This is a genomic window from Aquimarina sediminis, from assembly GCF_002895435.1.
Lineage (GTDB): Bacteria > Bacteroidota > Bacteroidia > Flavobacteriales > Flavobacteriaceae > Aquimarina > Aquimarina sediminis.
Genome location: NZ_POYJ01000001.1, coordinates 892,397 through 911,163, shown reverse-complemented (window position 1 = coordinate 911,163; position 18,767 = coordinate 892,397). Strand labels below are relative to the sequence as shown.

The following is an 18,767-nucleotide window of genomic DNA, read 5'->3' as shown; positions in this document are numbered from 1 at the left end:
AAAGGTTCTGGATTTATAAGAAGTTGAAGATCCAGAACCTTTTTTTTAAGTGTATGCCGTATAATTGCTGTATAAATACCCTAAATTTTTGTAATATTGTAGACCCAAATCTTAACACTTTTTTATGAAAATAAAATTACTCCTACTTTTGTGGTGTGTTGGTTTATACTCTTTTAACCTTTTTGCTGGCGAAAAAGACTCTTTATCCATAAAGAAAAACAATCCTATTGAAGAAGAACAAAAGATTTCAAAATTTGTTCATTTACCAGAATTAGATAAAAAATTTCCTGTCCACAATCTGATCAATAAGATTGCACTTCCAGAGTTTACTTTTGATAACATTAAAAATGAATTCCCAGCTCCAGTAGCAAGTGTTAATGATGCGAGGTCTGAAGCAAAAGCTGGGTTTAGAGAAATTGATAGCACTGGCAGATGGGTGTCTTCTTTTAGCAATGAAGATATACAGGTATTACCTGTAGGAATAAAACATAAACTAAATGAGGTCGAGTACCAATTAGGATTTACAAAAGCTAGATTCACAAAAGAGTTTACAGAACTAACTGTTTTTGTGAAAATTATTTTACCTCAGTCTGATGAGCAAGGCTTGCCAATAGAGCTGTTTTTTGGAGCAAATAATGTAAAACTCTCTCATCAGGGAGGAATTATAGGTGAAGCTAATTTGGTATTACTTGGTGATATATTTATCCCTTTTAATGGAGGGAATTGGTTGCTAATTCTTAAAGGAGGGTTTGATTATAGAACAGGAGATACTCTAAATAGAACTTTTGTTACCATAGATTGTGACGGTGTAAAAGAAATGGGAATTGAAGGAGAGGTTCAGTTTTCAAGAAATATGATTTTACCAGTAGATGGTATTGGGCAACCATTACCAGAAACTACAACATATACGGGAGCACTTAAGGAGCCTATACAAATACCTAATAGGGTACGAGGTAATTTTAGAGCGATAGCTTCAGATTGGAATGACCTTATTGTAGAAATAAGTTTATCTCCATTTGTGATGGCTAGCCAGCCTGATAAATTTATGTTCTCTGTCAATCAAGCTGTTTTTGATTTTAGTGATCTTAGAACCGAAAATGTTAATTTTCCACAGCATTATTATGATAATGGATTATTGCTGCCAAATGAGGATACCTGGCGAGGAGTATATGTACAATCTCTAAAAGTAGGGTTGCCTCAAGAGTTTAAGACAGAAGAGAGTATCTCTCAAAAGAGCAGAATTACTTTTGAAGCAGCAAATCTTTTAATAGATAGTTATGGGGTTTCAGGATACTTTTCTGCAGAAAATGTAATTCCATTAAAATCTGGTAGAACATCAGAATCCAAATCTTGGGCATATTCTGTAGATAGGATAGGTATAGAGTTAGCATCTAATAGATTAGTAGGAGCAGATTTTAGAGGGCAAATATTACTTCCAATCTCTGATAAAGGAAAAAATAATAATACCCAGGCAGGAGCAGACGGTAAAATGGGATTAGGCTACGAAGGGATTATTTCTGAAGAAGAGTATGGCCTGGTTGTATCTACTTTAGATACCTTAAGTTTTGATGTTTTTAAAGCCAAAGCACAACTATTACCAAATTCTTCAGTAGAACTTATGGTAGTTGACGGTAATTTTAGACCTAAAGCAGTTTTAAATGGTCGTATGGCAATCTCTGCCAGTCAGAAGGAATCACTAGCCAATGAAGGGCAAACATATACTACAGGAGAAGGAGATGACGAAGAGAAGCATACGGTTCAATTTAAAGGAATAGAATTTCAAAACCTGGTGCTTCAGACTGTATCTCCGATTATTCAGGTAGATTACTTCGGATACAGAGATGAAGTCAAATTAGCAAATTTTCCTGTATCCATAGGCAATATTGCTTTTATGTCCAACGAGTTTGAAGCTGGGATAGAATTTGATCTTATGATCAATCTGATGGGTAAAAAGGACAAAGGCTTTGCTGGTGATGCCCGTTTAGGAATTTTTGGAAAGTTTCAGGAAGAAAACTACAAACAACGATGGAAATATGACAGACTCCATCTCTCCAGGATTAATATAGCTGTTAATATGGGGGCTATTGAGCTCAAAGGAGGTCTGGAACTTATGAATAATGATCCTATCTATGGAGATGGTTTTTCTGCCGAAATAGAAGGAACATTTGGCAAATTTGGACCTTTAACTTGTAAAGCAATTTTTGGAAAAAAAGACTTTAGGTATTGGTATGTGGATGCAGCTGTCCATGGATTAAAAATACAAGTAGGTCCTATACAAATATCTGGATTTGCCGGAGGTGCATTTTATAAAATGACAAGAAGGCCCAATGCAGGACCTGATTTTTCACCTTCAGGACTTTCATATATCCCTAGCGAAAACTCTAGCCTGGGGGTAAAAGCAATGGTATTTGGAGCTATTGGAGACGAAAGCGCAATAGCAGTTGGAGCTGGTTTTGAAATAGAATTTAACAATAAAGGCGGCGTAAATAGACTAGGCTTTTTTGGAGAAGCCCAAGTCATGAAAGCATTTAATTTTCCAAATCCTGTAGGCAAACTAACCGATAAACTTAGCGGGATGGTTGATAGTGAACTCATAAACGGAGTCATGGATAGCAAAGCAGGTAAGACTTTCTTGGATAAGGCCGATACAGAATATGAGCCTGATATTGTGGGGCAGGTATCAATTAGTGCCAAAATGGGGATGGAGTTTGATTTTGTAAATGATTCTTTTCACGCTACTCTAGATCTATATGTAAATGTTCCAGGAGGGATAGTGCAAGGAAGAGCATCAGGAGGTCGAGCAGGGTGGGGAGTAATTCATGTCTCTCCCGATGAGTGGTATGTGCATTTTGGAACACCCACCGATCGTTTGGGGCTAAAAATGGGCGTAGGCTCTTTCTCTATAGAAACAGGAGGGTATTTTATGATGGGTGATCGTATCCCAGGTAGCCCACCACCACCACCAGAAGTAGCAGAAATATTAGGAGTAGATGCAGAAGAGTTAGACTATATGCGTGATTTAAATGCATTAGGAGAAGGAAGAGGATTTGCCTTTGGAGCAGATTTCAAAATAGATACGGGGGATCTTAATTTTCTAATTCTATATGCTCGTTTTCAGGCAGGTGTTGGTTTTGATATTATGCTAAAAGATTATGGCAGTGCCAAATGTGTTGGCTCTAATGATGAGATTGGTATTAATGGCTGGTATGCTAATGGACAATCCTATGCCTATTTGCAAGGAGAGTTAGGAATAAATATTAAGCTGTTTTTTATAAAAAAGAAAATCCCAATTATCAAAGGAGGAGCTGCTGTCTTACTACAAGGTAAAGGACCAAATCCGTTTTGGTTTAGAGGATATGTAGGAGGATACTATGACCTTTTAGGAGGATTGGTCAAAGGAAGCTTTAGATTTAAAATGACAATCGGTGAGGAGTGTGAATTGGATAATGCATCTCCGCTTGGTGGAATCAAAATGATTACAGGTCTAACCCCAAAAGAAGGAGATAGTGATGTTGATGTTTTTGCTGCTCCACAAGCTGCATTCGCTATGAGAGTAAATCAACCCATAGTAATCCCAGAAGATGATGGCGATAAAACCTACAAAGTTATTCTGGAACGCTTTGCTATTATAGATGAGACAGGAAAAGAGATCGTAGGAGAGTTAGAATGGGGTCGAATGAATGACAGAACAACTTTTATCTCTGATGATATCTTACCTCCAGACACCAAACTAAAGGTAGCGGTAGAAGTTAGTTTTCAGGAAAAAGTAAATGGAGCGTTTAAGACCATATTGGTAGATGGACAAAAAGCAATAGAAAAAGAAGAACGTAATTTTACTACAGGTGGAGCTCCTGATCATATACCACTTCATAATATTCAATACTCGTATCCTGTAGTAGATCAACAATTATTTTACTCAGGAGAATATAAGAATGGTTATATCCAATTACAAAGAGGGCAAGACTATTTATTTGATGATGCACAATGGAAAAGCGTGATAAAATATATAGATGAAACAGGAGAAATACAAGAGTCCGAATTTGGGTATAATAATGGAGAAAATAAAGTGAGTTACACACTTCCAAAAGTAAGTAAAGAAACAAAATATCTGATGTCAATTGTTAGTGCCACAAAAGGATCGGGTGGTACGGTAAATTCTAGAACAACCAGTGATAAAAGAGATTATGGTGATGATAATACTGTCGAAATTAGAAAAAATACTGCAGAAAATGTACTGAAAGAAGGAGAAATAGAACGGCTAGCATATGAATTTAAATCTAGTAGATATAAAACATTTGCAAATAAAATAAAAGCTATTTCTGTAAGAAACTATAGTGTTGGTAAAATTAACTCAGATGTAATTTATTTGTTTAATAATGTTTCGAATTATGAAGGTTTTGATCTAGTGGAGTTAAGGGGGAATTCATATTCTGAAAACAAGGCACTAGTAATTCAGAAGGCGATTTTAACAGACTCGTATTTTACAGAAGATATCAATCCGATATTATACAATTCATATCCGATTGCCGGAAAGTATCAAATTACAAGAAGAGAAATCGAGATATTAGGAGTCCCTCCGAGAAAAGCTTTGCCAATAGGGAGTGATTACATTACAAGTCTAGAAAACGATGTAAATCGAAATCTAATAGAAACTAATTTCCCATATAGATATAATTTGCCAAGGATTTATAAAGAAGATTTTGTCGATCTAAGAGATCAGGTGTATAGTGATTTTACACAAGGTTTAATTAATGGACAGCATGCTGCTATGTCATTAACCAAAGCGCAATACTATTTCATGAGATATGGAAAATATAAGATTAAGTTGAATTATATTTTACCCGGTGGAATAAAAGGTACCGAAGCTAAAATTGATTTTAAAAACACCTTAAAATTTAGATAATGCGGAACTATTTATGTTTAATAATTACCTGTTTATTGCTTGTTAGTGGTAGTATGCATTCCCAATCTCAGAATTTGAAGGAAGACTCTCCGACTGTCAAAGTGATTTCTAGAGTAAAGTCAAACGAAGTTAGGTTACGCTGGGCTATAACAAGTGCAACAGCTTGGTTAAGGGCAAATAAATATGGGTATATTATAGAACGATATACTATCAAAAGAGATGGCAAACAGTTAGATACAGCCGAAAAAAAGATAGTAACACCAGTTCCTATTACTCCTAAACCTATGGCAGAATGGGAGAGTATTATCGAAAAAAATGATTATGCAGCTATTCTTGCACAAGCATTGTATGGTGAAACTTTTCAGGTTGAAGAAATGCAAGGTGGAATTGCTCAAATCATTAATAAATCTAAAGAAATAGAACAGCGTTTTTCGTTTGCATTATTTGCCGCTGATCTCAACTTTGAGGCAGCACTATTGGGTGGATTAGGATATATCGATGCTACTATCAAAGAAAACGAAGATTATTTTTATACAATAAAAACTGCGATCCCTTCGGAGGTATTGATTGTAAAAGAAGGTAATGTATTTGTAGAAAGCAGTAAACAAGAAGAATTACCTCAACCCATAGATCTTATAGCAATAGGAGATGATAAAAGTATATTACTCACTTGGGAGTATGAAATGTTCAAAACAGTATTTACATCATATTACTTAGAACGCTCTGAGAATGGTACAGATTTTAAGCGTTTGGGAGATACTCCTTTGGTTAATCTTAATGATAAACCTGAAAGCCCTTCTAAACGTATGTTTTATGTGGATACCTTATCCCAGAATGATAAAACATATTATTATAGAGTTAAAGGGATTTCTCCTTTTGGAGAAGAAAGCCCAGCTTCAAAAATAGCTTCTGGGCAAGGAGTTAAAAAACTATCTGCTGTACCTCATATCTCAAAATACGAATTTGATGTATCAGGCGGTGTCGTACTACAATGGGGTTTTGAAAAAGCTGTAGAAAATGAAATCCAGGGATTCGAACTTAATTGGGCAGCACAAGAAAAAGGACCATACAAGGTAGTACAGGCAGATATCCCTTCTAATGCCAGAGAAACAATCTACTTGGAACCAGAACCCTCTAATTACTTTAGAATTACTGCGATAGGAAAAAACAATCAAAAAACCACCTCTTTAACAGCTTTTGTACAAACCATAGATTCTATACCTCCATCACAACCTCAGGGAGTAACAGGAGTCGTAGATTCCCTTGGAGTGGTGCAATTACAATGGCAGGCAAATACAGAAAAAGATATGTTGGGGTATCGTGTTTTTAGAGGAAACTTAGAAAAAGAAGAAGTATCTCAACTTACTGTAGCTCCCATCGAGCAAACTACATTTACAGATACAGTACAGGTAAAATCGTTGAATACCAAAGTGTTTTATCAGATTGTAGCTGTAGATAAACGATTTAATATGTCTGACTACTCAGAAAAACTGGCGCTAAAAAAACCCGATGTAGTACCCCCATCATCTCCAATATTTTCGGGATATAAAGTAAAAGAAGAAGGAGTACAGTTACAATGGATCAATAGTAGTAGTGAAGACGTTAAGCATCACAAACTATATCGTCAACAAGTAGCTATAGCCGATAAAGGTTGGCAGGTGATATATCAAACAGATACGATTTCTAAATTCGTAGATAATAAAGTTGTAACAGGGCAAAAATATAGATATGCCATTTTTGCAGAAGATGAATCAGGGCTTACCTCAATACCGTCTACACCTTTAACGCTAACAATACAGAAAAATAAGCCAATACAAGTAGTAAAGAATTTTACGGGATTAGCCGATAGAATAGGATATAAGATTGATCTATCCTGGAAAATTACAAATGATAACGTTTCTGAGATATTAATTTATAAAAACAAAGAAGGTAATAAACCAGTATTGTGGAAACAATTACCTGGAGGAATAAAAAAAATTACAGATAAAAGTGTTAGTCCCAATATAAAATATACTTATCAACTAAAAGCGATATTAAAAAATAGTGCCTATAGTACGATAGAAGTGGTTAATATAACATATTAATTATATGAAGAAGAAAATAGTAATTATTGTATACATTCTTTTTGGAGTTACTATATCAAATGCACAGATACAGTATATGATAAGCGTTCATGGAAATGCACATCATAGTAAGAATGCGCATTGTGCTGAACTAGGTGTCGAGGTTACCCTTAGTGATGGAGATGTAAGAGAGGTACATAGACAAAGTTATAATACTGCTCCTTTTAGGATAGATTTTGATAAGCAAATATCTGTTCCTGATAATGTGACTATTCATAAGATTAGATTATGGGCTTCGCGTCGTGAAAGAAGTAGTTGTAGCGGTCCCCGACCAAATAGTTCGATAGACTTTCCGCTACAGAATCCTTATACTTGTTTTTATTCAGAAAGTACTGACCATGGAGACAATCTGTTTGGGAATGCATTATGGTTTGCTGATATTACTATTAACGCAGAACCTTTGGTTGATGTTCTATCTCCCGGAATCAATGATTTTTTGCCAATGGATCGAAAGGTAGAGGTTAAAGCTACTCCAGGTTTTCCAGAAAACTTTAGTGTTTATACTTGGCAATATAGTATAGATAATGCTGTGAATTTTCATGATGTACCTATGGCTCACAGCGGTAAGCCTATAATGAATATAAGTGCAAGAGATATATTGGGGGCAGCTGTAGAATCCTATTTAGGAAAACAGATACAGTTTAGGATGAGTTCATGTAATGATCGCAGATATTCTGTGCCTCCAAGGACTTATACGATAGTACCTTCTGCTCCAACATTTAGCGCTAAAGAAGAATTTTTAACCAGTTGTTATTCCAGTGTTGATGGTAGTGTACGTTTTACATTTTCTAGAGAATTATTTTCTGGAGAAAAATTAGTAATTCTACCTGAGGTTGGATCAACGAGCTTTCCCTCAACAGGAGATATTACAGAATTGCAAGTGAATCCTATATCAGGAAAACGAGATACATATACTTTAGAAAATTTACCCCCAGGTACCTATAGAGCCACGGTACTTGGGTTTTATGGAACTTATAATACATATTCAGAGGATGCTGATCATTCTATGAATTTCACTATTGGTCAACCAAGTGTGGTGGAGATTGAATCTGTGGTTGGGGTTAATAGTAGGTGTGATGATGGTGATAGCAACCCTGATAATAATAATGATGGAGAGATATTGATTACTGCAAAAGGTGGAAATCCTGGGAAATTTCAGTATTCCTATAGACTTGATGGAGGTGCTTTTTCTGCATGGATAGATTTTAATAATGGTTTACAACATAGAATGATAGATGTAAAACCAGGAGACTATGATATCAAAGTAAAAAAGGTTTTAAGAGATTATCCCGTAGAATGTGTCGCTTATGAATTAAATAGTAGTAATGAGCCAACATCTGTGGTTAAACTGGTATCAGTAAGTATTACAGAGCCAGAAGATCCAATAGGTATAGCCTATACCTTGCTTAATGAACCTAGCGCTTTTGGTTTTGAAGATGGTAGAATTATGGCTAGAATTTTTGGAGGGTCTAAGTTTGTTGACGGTAGTTATAGGTTCGAATGGAAAAATGAAGCGGGTCAAGTTCTTAATTCAGTATTTACAGAAGTATTGTCGGGAGATCAAGGGTATCAGCTTACATTACATTCTATTGGTGCTGGTACCTATTATCTAAATGTTTGGGATGCTAAGTATGATGAAGCCACGTATAAAACAGGTTGTTTTCAAATTAATTCAGAATATACACTGGAGCAACCAGAACCCATACAAGTAACCATAGATATACATTTGCCTATTTCTTGTCATATCGAAAATGAATATAATGATGGAGTTGATTTTAATAGTCCATTAGGGATTCCTGATCAATTTCAGGATGGAGCATTGATCGCTACGGTTACTGGTGGAGTACCATTTGAGAATACTATAGCTGGAGCAGATGAGTGTAGAGCTAACTTTAAACCCTATTGCTATAACTGGAAAAAACTAGTTGGCGGCATCTGGGTAGATATACCTACCAATGATAATATTATATATCATCAAAGTGTAGGAACCTATGCCCTTAATGTAGAAGATAAAAATGGCATTGTACTGGGAACCTATGAAGAATTTATATCCCCAGATGGATCCAGAGAATATAGGTTGGTAGAAGCTACCGATGAAACAAAATATTTACCGCAACCTGATAAATTAGAAATAGCCTTTACTAATACGGTAGTTACCTGTCTTAATGGTGATGATGCAGAGGCAACTGTTATGGTGACCGGAGGAACACCTCCATATAGTTATGAATGGAGTAATGGGCAAAATACTCCTACGGTCAATAATCTGATCGGAGGAACTTATTTAGTATTTGTTACCGATGCCAAAGGGTGTCGTATAGAAGGTAGTGTAAAAATCGAACAGCCCAATGGGTTAGAAATCACGCCAATTTCAGTCGTAGATCCTACTTGTTTTGAGGGCAACGATGGGCAGATAGAAGTGGAGATTACGGGTGGTAACCCTCCGTATACCTATACCTGGGATATAGGGAATACAACCACAAGTGTTAATGGATTATTTGCAGGAACATATCGAATAGAAGTAGAAGATAACAAAGGATGTAAAGCCTTTTTTGAAGAAACACTTACGAATCCTGATCCAATTGTAGTTGCTATGGAGCAAGAGCGTTCCTTATGTAATGGACAGTCTTTACAACTTGATATTGCAATACCCGATCCGGGAGCGGTATATTCATGGTCTGGTGATAATGGTTTTGTAAGCTCAGATAGTGCAGTAGAAATTACCAATGCCGGGCGTTACACGGCAACGATAACCAGTAGTCTGGGATGTATAGGGATTGGAGAGATAGAGGTTAAGGTTTTTGATACCCCTATTGATGCTGATTTCTTAATTACCACTCAGGCGTATGATGATCAGGAGGTAATTTTGGTAAATGTAAGCGATCCAATGGGAGAAACCATCGAATGGACTATCCCAGAGGGAGTAGAGGTGATTTCAGAAAGTGAAGAAAAATTGGTGCTTAAGTTTGATGGGGCGGGTCCTTATGATATTAATTTAAGATCGAATCAAGGAGATTGTTATCAGGATTTTACCAAAACCGTATTGGTACAACCAGCAATAGAAGCACCAGAAGTTTTTGCTTCGCAAGGAGAGTTTATAGAAGAGTTTATAGTATATCCTAACCCTAACGGAGGAGCTTTTAAAACAAAGATTACGCTGGCAGAACATGCTAATATTAGCCTGAAGATTATCAACCTTATGTCTGGAGCAACCATGCATGAGCGATCAGAAAAGAATAATCAGGACTTTTTGTTAGACTATTCTTTGTCATTGCCCACAGGAGTATACTTACTATTATTAGAAACTCCCAAAGGGACAGAGACACGTAAATTGGTGTTTGAGTAGAAGTGAGATGTGTGGTGGAGAAGTAGAGAGACTCAAAGAAGCAAAGAAGCTGAGTGATGAAGAAGCAAAGATTAAGAGGAAGTTGAGAGGTGTAAAGACTCAAAGTTACAGAGAATCTGAGAAGATCAAGAGATATAACGGAGTAGAGGGAGAAGAAAAGAATCAAAGATTAAGATGAGAAAAGGAGTATAGAGAGAAGCAAGAAGCAGAGATGCGGAAAATTTGAGAAGCAAATATTTGGAGGAGGAGATAGAGAATTAAAAATTCTATGAGTCTCAGATTCTCTGTAACTTTGAGTCTTAGCTTCTCAGGTTCTAAAAGTCTTTGAAACTTTGCTTCTTTAGAACTTTGATTAAAACTTTAAAATTAAAAGATCAGATAGTAATGAGTACCTTTAGGGATTTAAAAATTTGGCAGAAATCTATGAGTATAGTGACGACTGTTTATAGAGATACAAATGATTTTCCTAAGGAAGAGGTTTATGGGCTTACTTCTCAGATAAGAAGAGCATGTGTTTCTATACCCAGTAATATTGCTGAGGGATATGGAAGAAAAGGTAAAAAAGAATACGTAAGGTTTTTAAATATTGCAATGAGTTCATTATTTGAGATGCAGACACAATTAGAGATTGCTAAAAATTTAAAATACATGAATAAGAATAAATTTGAAACTATTTATGATAAAACAAGAGAATTAGAACGAATGTTATCAAGTTATAACAAAAAAGTAGAAGAATCAATGTGATAAGAGCCCAAGAAAACGCAACGTCTCTGAGTCTTTGCTTCTTTGAGTCTAAGCTTCTCAGATTCTAAGAGCCTTTGAGTCTAAGCTTCTCAGATTCCAAAAGTCTTTGAAACTTTGCTTCTCAGTATCTCCAAGTCTAAGCTTCTTTGAGTCTTTGCATCTCTAAGTCTTTAAACCTTAGATTCTCTAAATAAAAACAAAATGAACAAAATAATATACATACTAACCATTCTTATCCTCCTTACAGGCTGTGCCAAAGAAGAGGCAGTACCGGTTATTGTAGATTTTGAGTTTGAAGTATTTAATGATGATTTTTCTATTCCGGTTCAGGTAGTGTTTTTTAATCGTACCGAGGGAGGGGATGATTACGAATGGACTTTTGAAGGCGGAGTACCATCAAGGTCTGTAAATCGTAATCCCGGAATGATACAATATGATACCAAAGGGACATATACTATTGAACTTTTTTCTACCAATCAGGATGGAGAAAAAGATAGTAAAACAATCGAAATCCAAATAGACGACCCCGTATTAGTAGATTTTGAAGTCACCAATCTGGTCGATAATTTTGCTCCTGCTACGTATGCCTTGCATAACAAATCATCAGGAGCAGATAGTTATATCTGGACTTTTGAAGGGGGAACTCCTGCAACATCATCAAGTCAGAATCCAGGAGAGGTAGTGTTTACAGAGCCTGGAGATCATACGATTACTTTAGAGATTAGTAATGGTAGAGAAACCTATGATATACAAAAGACAATAACGGTAGCTCCGTTTTTGATTTCTGATTTTGGTTTTGAAGTCGCTTTTGATGATGATGATTATCAGGTGCCAGCGCGAATCCAGCTTCAGAATAACTCTACTAGTGCTACCAGCTATCATTGGGATTTTAGTGGAGCATCAATATTTGTTTCTGATCAGGAAAACCCGGAGGTGGTATTCACACACCCGGGAACCCAAACGGTACTACTGACAGCAACTAATGGAAAAGAGACTAAAACCAGTAGTAAAGAGATTACCTTTTTTACCAACACCAATCTTAGAACGTTAAAAGATATAAAGTTGGGAGTTAATAGCGCACATCATGCTAATACCATAGGAAGCTTTTATAGCATTGATACCCGAAAGGTGTATATGGCTTCGGAAATGACATCAGAGATCGAAGCACAGATCGATTTGGTGTTTTTTGGGCTAAGTAATGCATTTACGCTAAACCGCTTTGTAAACCCTGCGCAGTTAGGAGGAACTACTTTTGAGGAATTTCAGAATCCAAGAACAACCAGATTTATTAACTCTCAGGAACTCTGTGGTTGTGCTACGTCTTTGACATCAGCCCAATTTGATGCCATGCAGGATGATGCATTATTCAGACCCATGGTTATAGAAGAGACCCCGGGGGGACTACAAAGTTTTGATGATACGATGCAACCTAGAATTGTATTATTTCAAACTCAGGAAGGAACCAAAGGAGCTATTAAAATCAAAGATTTTGTTGATGATGGAGCCAACTCCTATATTTTGGTAGATATCAAAGTACAAAAAGAAGCCCTATAGAAATAAAATAAAAGAATAGAAAGTCAGTTAATGTGAACAATTATAATAATCAATTTTTTAAATTTAAAATTCTATTAAGAATGAAAAACCTTTTTTTAATTACCCTTATTACCGCTATCTCTTTAACAACCACCAATTGCAGTAGCGATGATGGCGATAGTAGACCGGATAACTTATCAATAACCGGTGGAGTATGGAAACTATCTACATTTTCTATAGATGGTAAAGATAGCACCAGTACGTTGGGTGCATGTGAATTACTAGAAACATATTCATTTACGGAGGACGGTAAATTTGTAAATAAATATTATGAAAAAGATGCAACTTCTGGTGATTGTAAGTTAGTGTCTACTCTTAATGGCAAGTGGGTAACGGATGGGACTGCTGGTACTACTCCACGTTTTAAGCTTACCTTTGATGACGGGACTACTCCTTCTATTACTTGTATCGTAGGTATATCTTATTTAACCTATGCATACGATGTAGATACCTCAACGGGTAAATCAAGTTATTCTTATAGTTTCCAAAAACAGTAATATGTAGTATAATTTAAGCAGACTGTTTGTATTCAAAAAAATAGGCAGTCTGCTATTTACCGGTCTACCGACCAGAAAATAAAAGTATAACAATTCGGGTTTTATCATATGAAGCATAATTACCATCAGAATACTACACGATACAGGATATGGGTACATACCATTTTTGTACTTTTATTGATATGCCCATATATTGCAATTGCTCAGGTATTTCCTGTTAATGTAACTCCACAGGTTATCCCCCCTTATAGTTTAAAACTATCAGAATATGCTACGGCATCTTCAGATAAGTTAATTCTTAACCTGTTACTTACCGATATTACAGAATCGAACCGGCAGGTTAATTTAAAATTTTATGTAGAGAACAATGCTGGCTTAGCTATACAAAGCACCGATGTTGTAATTGGCGCCAATCCTATTTTTCTGGATGGAGGAGTGCCGCTACGACTCACCAATTTTGATCTACAATCGTATTTTCAATTTGAAAACCTTATAGGGATTACCCCTCAGCAATATAGTGTACCATTTCCCGAGGGCTTATATCGTTTTTGTTTTGAGGTATATGACTCACAATCAGGACAACAAATTTCTCGTAAAAGTTGCACCGCAGTATATCTGGTACTTAACGATCCCCCTTTTTTAAACTTACCCAATAGAGGAGAGCAGGTACCCATGCGAGATCCTCAAAATATTATATTTCAGTGGACTCCCCGGCATCTTAATGCTACCAATGTAGAATATGAATTTACACTGGCAGAGATTTGGGATAATCAGATGGATCCGCAAGCCGCATTTTTGGCAAGTCGTCCCATATATCAAACCAATACATTTGCCACTACCTTATTATATGGTCCGGGAGAAACACCTTTATTACCGGATAAAACCTATGGGTGGCGTGTACGTGCCATGGTTAGTGATGGGATAAGTGAAACCTCTGTATTTAAAAATAATGGCTATAGCGAGATTTATCATTTTACTTATACCGGCAGCTGTGCAGAGCCAGAATATGTACTAGCCGAAGCAAAAAACACCACTACAGAAAAAATTCTATGGCAGGGAATAGATCACCTGCGCTACAATGTGCAGTATCGCAAAAAAGACACAGAAAATGCAGTATGGTTTGATAGCAGTACCATCAATCAATATACTAATATCTATAATCTTGAGCCTGGCACTACCTATGAATTTAGGGTAGGAGGGCAGTGTTTGGATAATGGTCCTTTTACATACTCTCAGATTTATGAATTTACGACCACACTTGCGGCAGATGAAGAATCGACCTATAACTGTGGGATCACCCCAGAAATAGTAATTACCAATCAGGATCCTCTGGAAACGCTGGTGGTCAATGAAGTATTTACAGCAGGAGACTTTCCGGTAACGGTAAAAGAGGTTACTGGCGCCAATGGTTCTTTTACAGGGTGGGGATATATTGTAGTACCTTATTTGCAGGATACAAGGCTAAAAGTAAGTTTTGATGGGATTAGTATTAATACCGATTACCAGTTACTTGATGGCGTTGTGGTAACCGATTATGATGAGAACTGGGGAGGAGTTGATGATATTAGTGATGAGTTGGAAGTGTTGATTAGCTTTGGGGATGCTATTATTGAAGCTCTTAATTTGGACATTAGTTCGGCTACAAAAGACAAGATTGACCAGATTGCAGGAACTATAGTAAATCACATTGATAAAGAAAGCTTGCCTGATAGCATAAAAGAAGATATGCAAGATGCTGCTACCGATATGCAAGAAGCAAGTTATGCATATCAAGAAGCAAGACAAATATATGAAAATGAAGATGCCTCTGAAGCAGAAAGGGAAGCGGCTAAAGAGGAAATGGATATCGCAGAAAGTAAATTTAAAGGAGCCCAAAGTGAACTAAAAGAAGTTAATGAAGCTGCAGATAAATATAAAATTAAAGTAGCCGATTTATTAAAAAAAGCCATAAACAAAATTTATAGAGAAGGAAAAGATATTTCAGAGGAGCAAGTAAATAAAGCAAATGAAATAATAGAAAGTCACAATTCAATAGAAAATAATAATTATTTCGTTTTCGATAATGAGGTTGTTGAAGAACTGGAGACGGTAGAAGTAGGTGAGATTCAAAGAGAATTAAATAAGGTAGAATTAAAACTAGGGGTTTATTTATTTGCTAAAATTTTAAATGAATCTGATAGTAAAAGTGAAACGTTTATTGGTTTTTTAGAAAAGTTAAAAGCTCAAGAAACGAATGTATTAGTTTTGATGAAACAACGTATCGATCAAGGACAGGCTAATTCAGAAATTGTAGATTTTTTGGTTGAAGAGTTAACAAAATTGTTTAGTAATATATTAATAGAAAATATTTAGAAAGATTATGTATAGTATAAAAACTTGGTTTTCTTTAGTTCTTTGCTTAGTAGGTATATATATATTCATATGCTTTGAAGATTTTATTGTAGTTGATAAAGATTACATAGATGGTGCGGTTACAACCAAAAATAGGATGACGCGTTCTATTATATATGCAATTGCTCAAAATAAATACGGTTTTTGGGTGGTTCGATGTATTCCATTAATCGTTGGATTGGGTTTTGGGAAGAATTTTATAAATGAGATTAAAGCAAAAAAGAAGTAGTATGATATTAAGAATATTACCAATATTGTTACTCTATTTTGTACAGGCAGGTTATGCTTTTAGTGATATTAGTTATGATGAGAAAATTAAATCTTCATTTGTTAAAAATACTATAAAGCAATTGGATTATTTGGTTGATCATAACCAAAAAGCAGCAAATACAAATGATCTTTCTTCATCTTGGTACATATATATAGCTGGTGGAACCCTAGAAGAACTAAAATATATTATTGACAAGACAAAGGATACACAAATTAGAAATGAGTATTTAACTAATCTTAATAATCACCTTATAAAACTTAATTCTTATAGTACGACAGCTGTATATGTAGCTTTTACTGATTATGAGAACAAAATTTTGACTCCTATTTTTCCTAGTGATATGTCATCAATGGCTCAAAAAGAAAGTTATATTACTAAGCTTATAAAAAATAAGGATTTTAGCGAACGAAGTGAAAAAGAATTAAAAACTTTTCTCACCTTCTCTCAAACATTTCGAGATTTAGTGGTAGAAGTTTATAAAGGTTCAAAATTAAGTAAAAGTGACAAACCAAACATATTATTACCTTTTACAAATTACTCTATAAGAGAGGTAATTCGCAAAGTAGATAGTGAAGATACGTATATAAAATCAAAGGGTTTTTCTTATACATTGTATACACCTAAATTAGAAAAACCTTTAGAAAAAGGAAAGTTTAAGACCATTTATAATAATAGAGATCCCGAGTTTGGACTTTCTAATACAGAGCAAAAAATAGCCAAAGTTATAAAGGCAATTACCGTATATTTTCATGAAGATTTTGATTATAAAGATTGTGAAGAATTATTAGCAGAGTATAGGAATAAACCTATAATGACTGAATTTCCAGAGTTTAGAAGACATGCAGAAAACAACCCTTGTATTCTTAAAAATATAGTTCCGTGGGGAGAAGATATAGAAAAATCTGAGTGGATGACAATGACAGAAACTCTAATCGCTATTCCCTTATATATAGCTCTGGCGATACCAGCCGCTTCTATAGCAGGAACCGAAGCATTACGTCAGATCGGAAAAGAAAAAGCCAAAGAGATATCAATAGCCGTGGCTACCAACATTGCTATTCAGACTATTACCAATTATTATTTTGGTGGTGAAGAGATTACATCCATTAAAGATGATAATCAACGTTGGCATAAAGCTTTTCTTTCAATTGATAAATTTGAATTAGGTCAAGAAGTTTTAGATGCTGCTTATTCCCTTAGCACACGACATAAATTGGTTTTGGCATGTCTGCAAGATGGTATTAAAATAGAGAATATGAATTGGGAAACTATGGACGCAAGTAATGCAAAAGTAACCGTAGACCTAAAAGGATGTGTACAAAATGTGGTAAAGTATATTTTTATCGATGGCCCTACAGATAAAGCATTGGGATATGTTTTTAAAAGATTATCAACTCTTATCAAAAAAAATCCTAAAGAATTCATGAAGGCATGGCGTAAGCTTTCAGATGATTTTGGTCCCACTTTTAAAAAAGATTTAAGGACAGGTGTAAAAGAGTATAAAGATGATCTATTTAAGGCATTGGGAGTTTCTAATAGTTTGGATAAAAAAATAGCAAAATATATTAAATCTAGTTTTAAGGTTGAAGAAGAATTAGGAGAATCTATAGAAGAATATGTAAGTGAAATAAGTAATGAGGGGGTTAAAAATACAATAAAAGATATTGCTGCCGATACCGAAACAAATATTAATGATCAGATTATTGAAAATGTTTCTGGAAATATCTCTAGAAAAATCAAAAAGCAAGGAGCTAACATCACTTTAGAGGTCACTATCAAAAACGGTGATAAGATTACCATAAGAGTGCCTTTGTTGGAAGAGTTAGAAGAAGGAGGGCAAAGTATTTATCGTATCGTTTTTGAAAACAACAAAAAATCCTTAGATGATATTTCAGGATCGTTAACTTCAAAACGGCAAAATGTTGTTAAAGCTATGAATAATGGTGATATTAGCAGTATTGTTGCCAAAGGAGGTAATGCAGATAAGCATCTGGGTATTCGTGATAAACCGATTACTGTTACCGATATTGATTTACGTACAGTTAATCAGAATGGTGATGTAATTAGTAAAAATATAGGAGGAAAAAACACCTCTGGTCAAAATATAGGGGGTAGAAGAGGTGAATTAAAATTTGCTAATGATATTATTAAAGAGAGGTATGACGGATTAATAGAATTAGTACCTCAAAATTTAAAATCTAAACTTGACGACATAGTTAGAAATGTTTCTTATCATGAAGTTAATGGAGAGATTTTAATGGATTTGTTTTTAGGCTCAGAACGAAGCAATGTTAGTGGTTTGATCGATCGATTTAATCTAAGTACAAATGAGAAACTTTTTGATGATTTGTTAAATTATATTTCTAAGCACAAAAATAATGCTACTCAAATAAGTTCTGTTTCTTCATACTTAGATGGAGTTAATGATATGAATATCTTAAATAAAATTATTACTGATGATGTTCCTGTAGAACATATTTTCAGAGGGACATCACAAAATTTTGGAGGTAAAGGTAATGCAGCTGTTGGAATTACTTCAACATCTGTAGATCCTGCATCTTCTGTTATTTTTGGATTAAACTCAGATTACCTTTCGGGAGGAAAAGGGGTTTTGAAAGTATCAGATGTGAATAGCTTAAAAAATGTAGACCTAGGCTTTCCTAATATACTTTCAAAATCTGAAATGGAACTTGCCTTAGAGATATCTCCTTCAAATTTTTCAAACTACGTAACTAAAGAAATACCGATAGAACAAGCCAGACAAGCATTGAAGAATTTTGGAATAGATTTACCAAGCAGTTCTAGTTTTAAAACGGTTGAAGATGTGGCTTACTATATCGAAAATACGAGAAAGTTGACTCCAAAAGAAGTTACTGAGTTCATGAGAATAATTAATAACTAA

At 35.1% G+C, this 18,767-nt stretch carries 9 protein-coding genes; all 9 read left to right on the top strand.

The genetic code is table 11. From position 1 onward, the window contains the following. The first annotated feature begins 124 nt into the window (after nucleotides 1-124). Nucleotides 125-4,903 (top strand): hypothetical protein, encoded by a 4,779-nt coding sequence (locus C1X07_RS04005; protein WP_103068654.1) that lies wholly within the window; start codon nucleotides 125-127, stop codon nucleotides 4,901-4,903. After that, nucleotides 4,903-6,987: a fibronectin type III domain-containing protein gene (locus C1X07_RS04000; protein WP_103068653.1), complete on the top strand. Its 2,085-nt coding sequence runs from the start codon at nucleotides 4,903-4,905 to the stop codon at nucleotides 6,985-6,987. The genes C1X07_RS04005 and C1X07_RS04000 overlap by 1 nt, the downstream gene beginning before the upstream one ends. Before the next feature lie 4 nt (nucleotides 6,988-6,991). Beyond that, nucleotides 6,992-10,369, top strand: coding sequence for a T9SS type A sorting domain-containing protein (locus C1X07_RS03995; RefSeq protein WP_103068652.1), 3,378 nt, complete (start codon nucleotides 6,992-6,994; stop codon nucleotides 10,367-10,369). Next, nucleotides 10,362-10,547, top strand: a complete 186-nt coding sequence (locus tag C1X07_RS24750) for a hypothetical protein (RefSeq protein ID WP_128755188.1) — start codon at nucleotides 10,362-10,364, stop codon at nucleotides 10,545-10,547. The genes C1X07_RS03995 and C1X07_RS24750 overlap by 8 nt, the downstream gene beginning before the upstream one ends. Nucleotides 10,548-10,753: 206 nt before the next feature. Next, nucleotides 10,754-11,113 carry a four helix bundle protein gene (locus C1X07_RS03990; protein ID WP_103068803.1) on the top strand — a complete coding sequence of 120 codons (360 nt, stop codon included), beginning with the start codon at nucleotides 10,754-10,756 and terminating at the stop codon, nucleotides 11,111-11,113. A gap of 201 nt (nucleotides 11,114-11,314) precedes the next feature. After that, on the top strand, nucleotides 11,315-12,667 hold the full coding sequence (locus C1X07_RS03985) for a PKD domain-containing protein (protein ID WP_103068651.1): 1,353 nt from the start codon (nucleotides 11,315-11,317) through the stop codon (nucleotides 12,665-12,667). Between the two features lie 80 nt (nucleotides 12,668-12,747). Beyond that, nucleotides 12,748-13,203, top strand: a complete 456-nt coding sequence (locus C1X07_RS03980; RefSeq protein WP_103068650.1) for a lipocalin family protein — start codon at nucleotides 12,748-12,750, stop codon at nucleotides 13,201-13,203. 108 nt (nucleotides 13,204-13,311) lie between these two features. Further along, complete coding sequence (locus tag C1X07_RS03975; RefSeq protein ID WP_103068649.1) at nucleotides 13,312-15,555, top strand: fibronectin type III domain-containing protein; 2,244 nt, start codon at nucleotides 13,312-13,314, stop codon at nucleotides 15,553-15,555. 269 nt (nucleotides 15,556-15,824) lie between these two features. Beyond that, a complete protein-coding gene (locus C1X07_RS03965; RefSeq protein WP_128755187.1) occupies nucleotides 15,825-18,767 on the top strand; it encodes a hypothetical protein in 2,943 nt (980 codons plus the stop codon).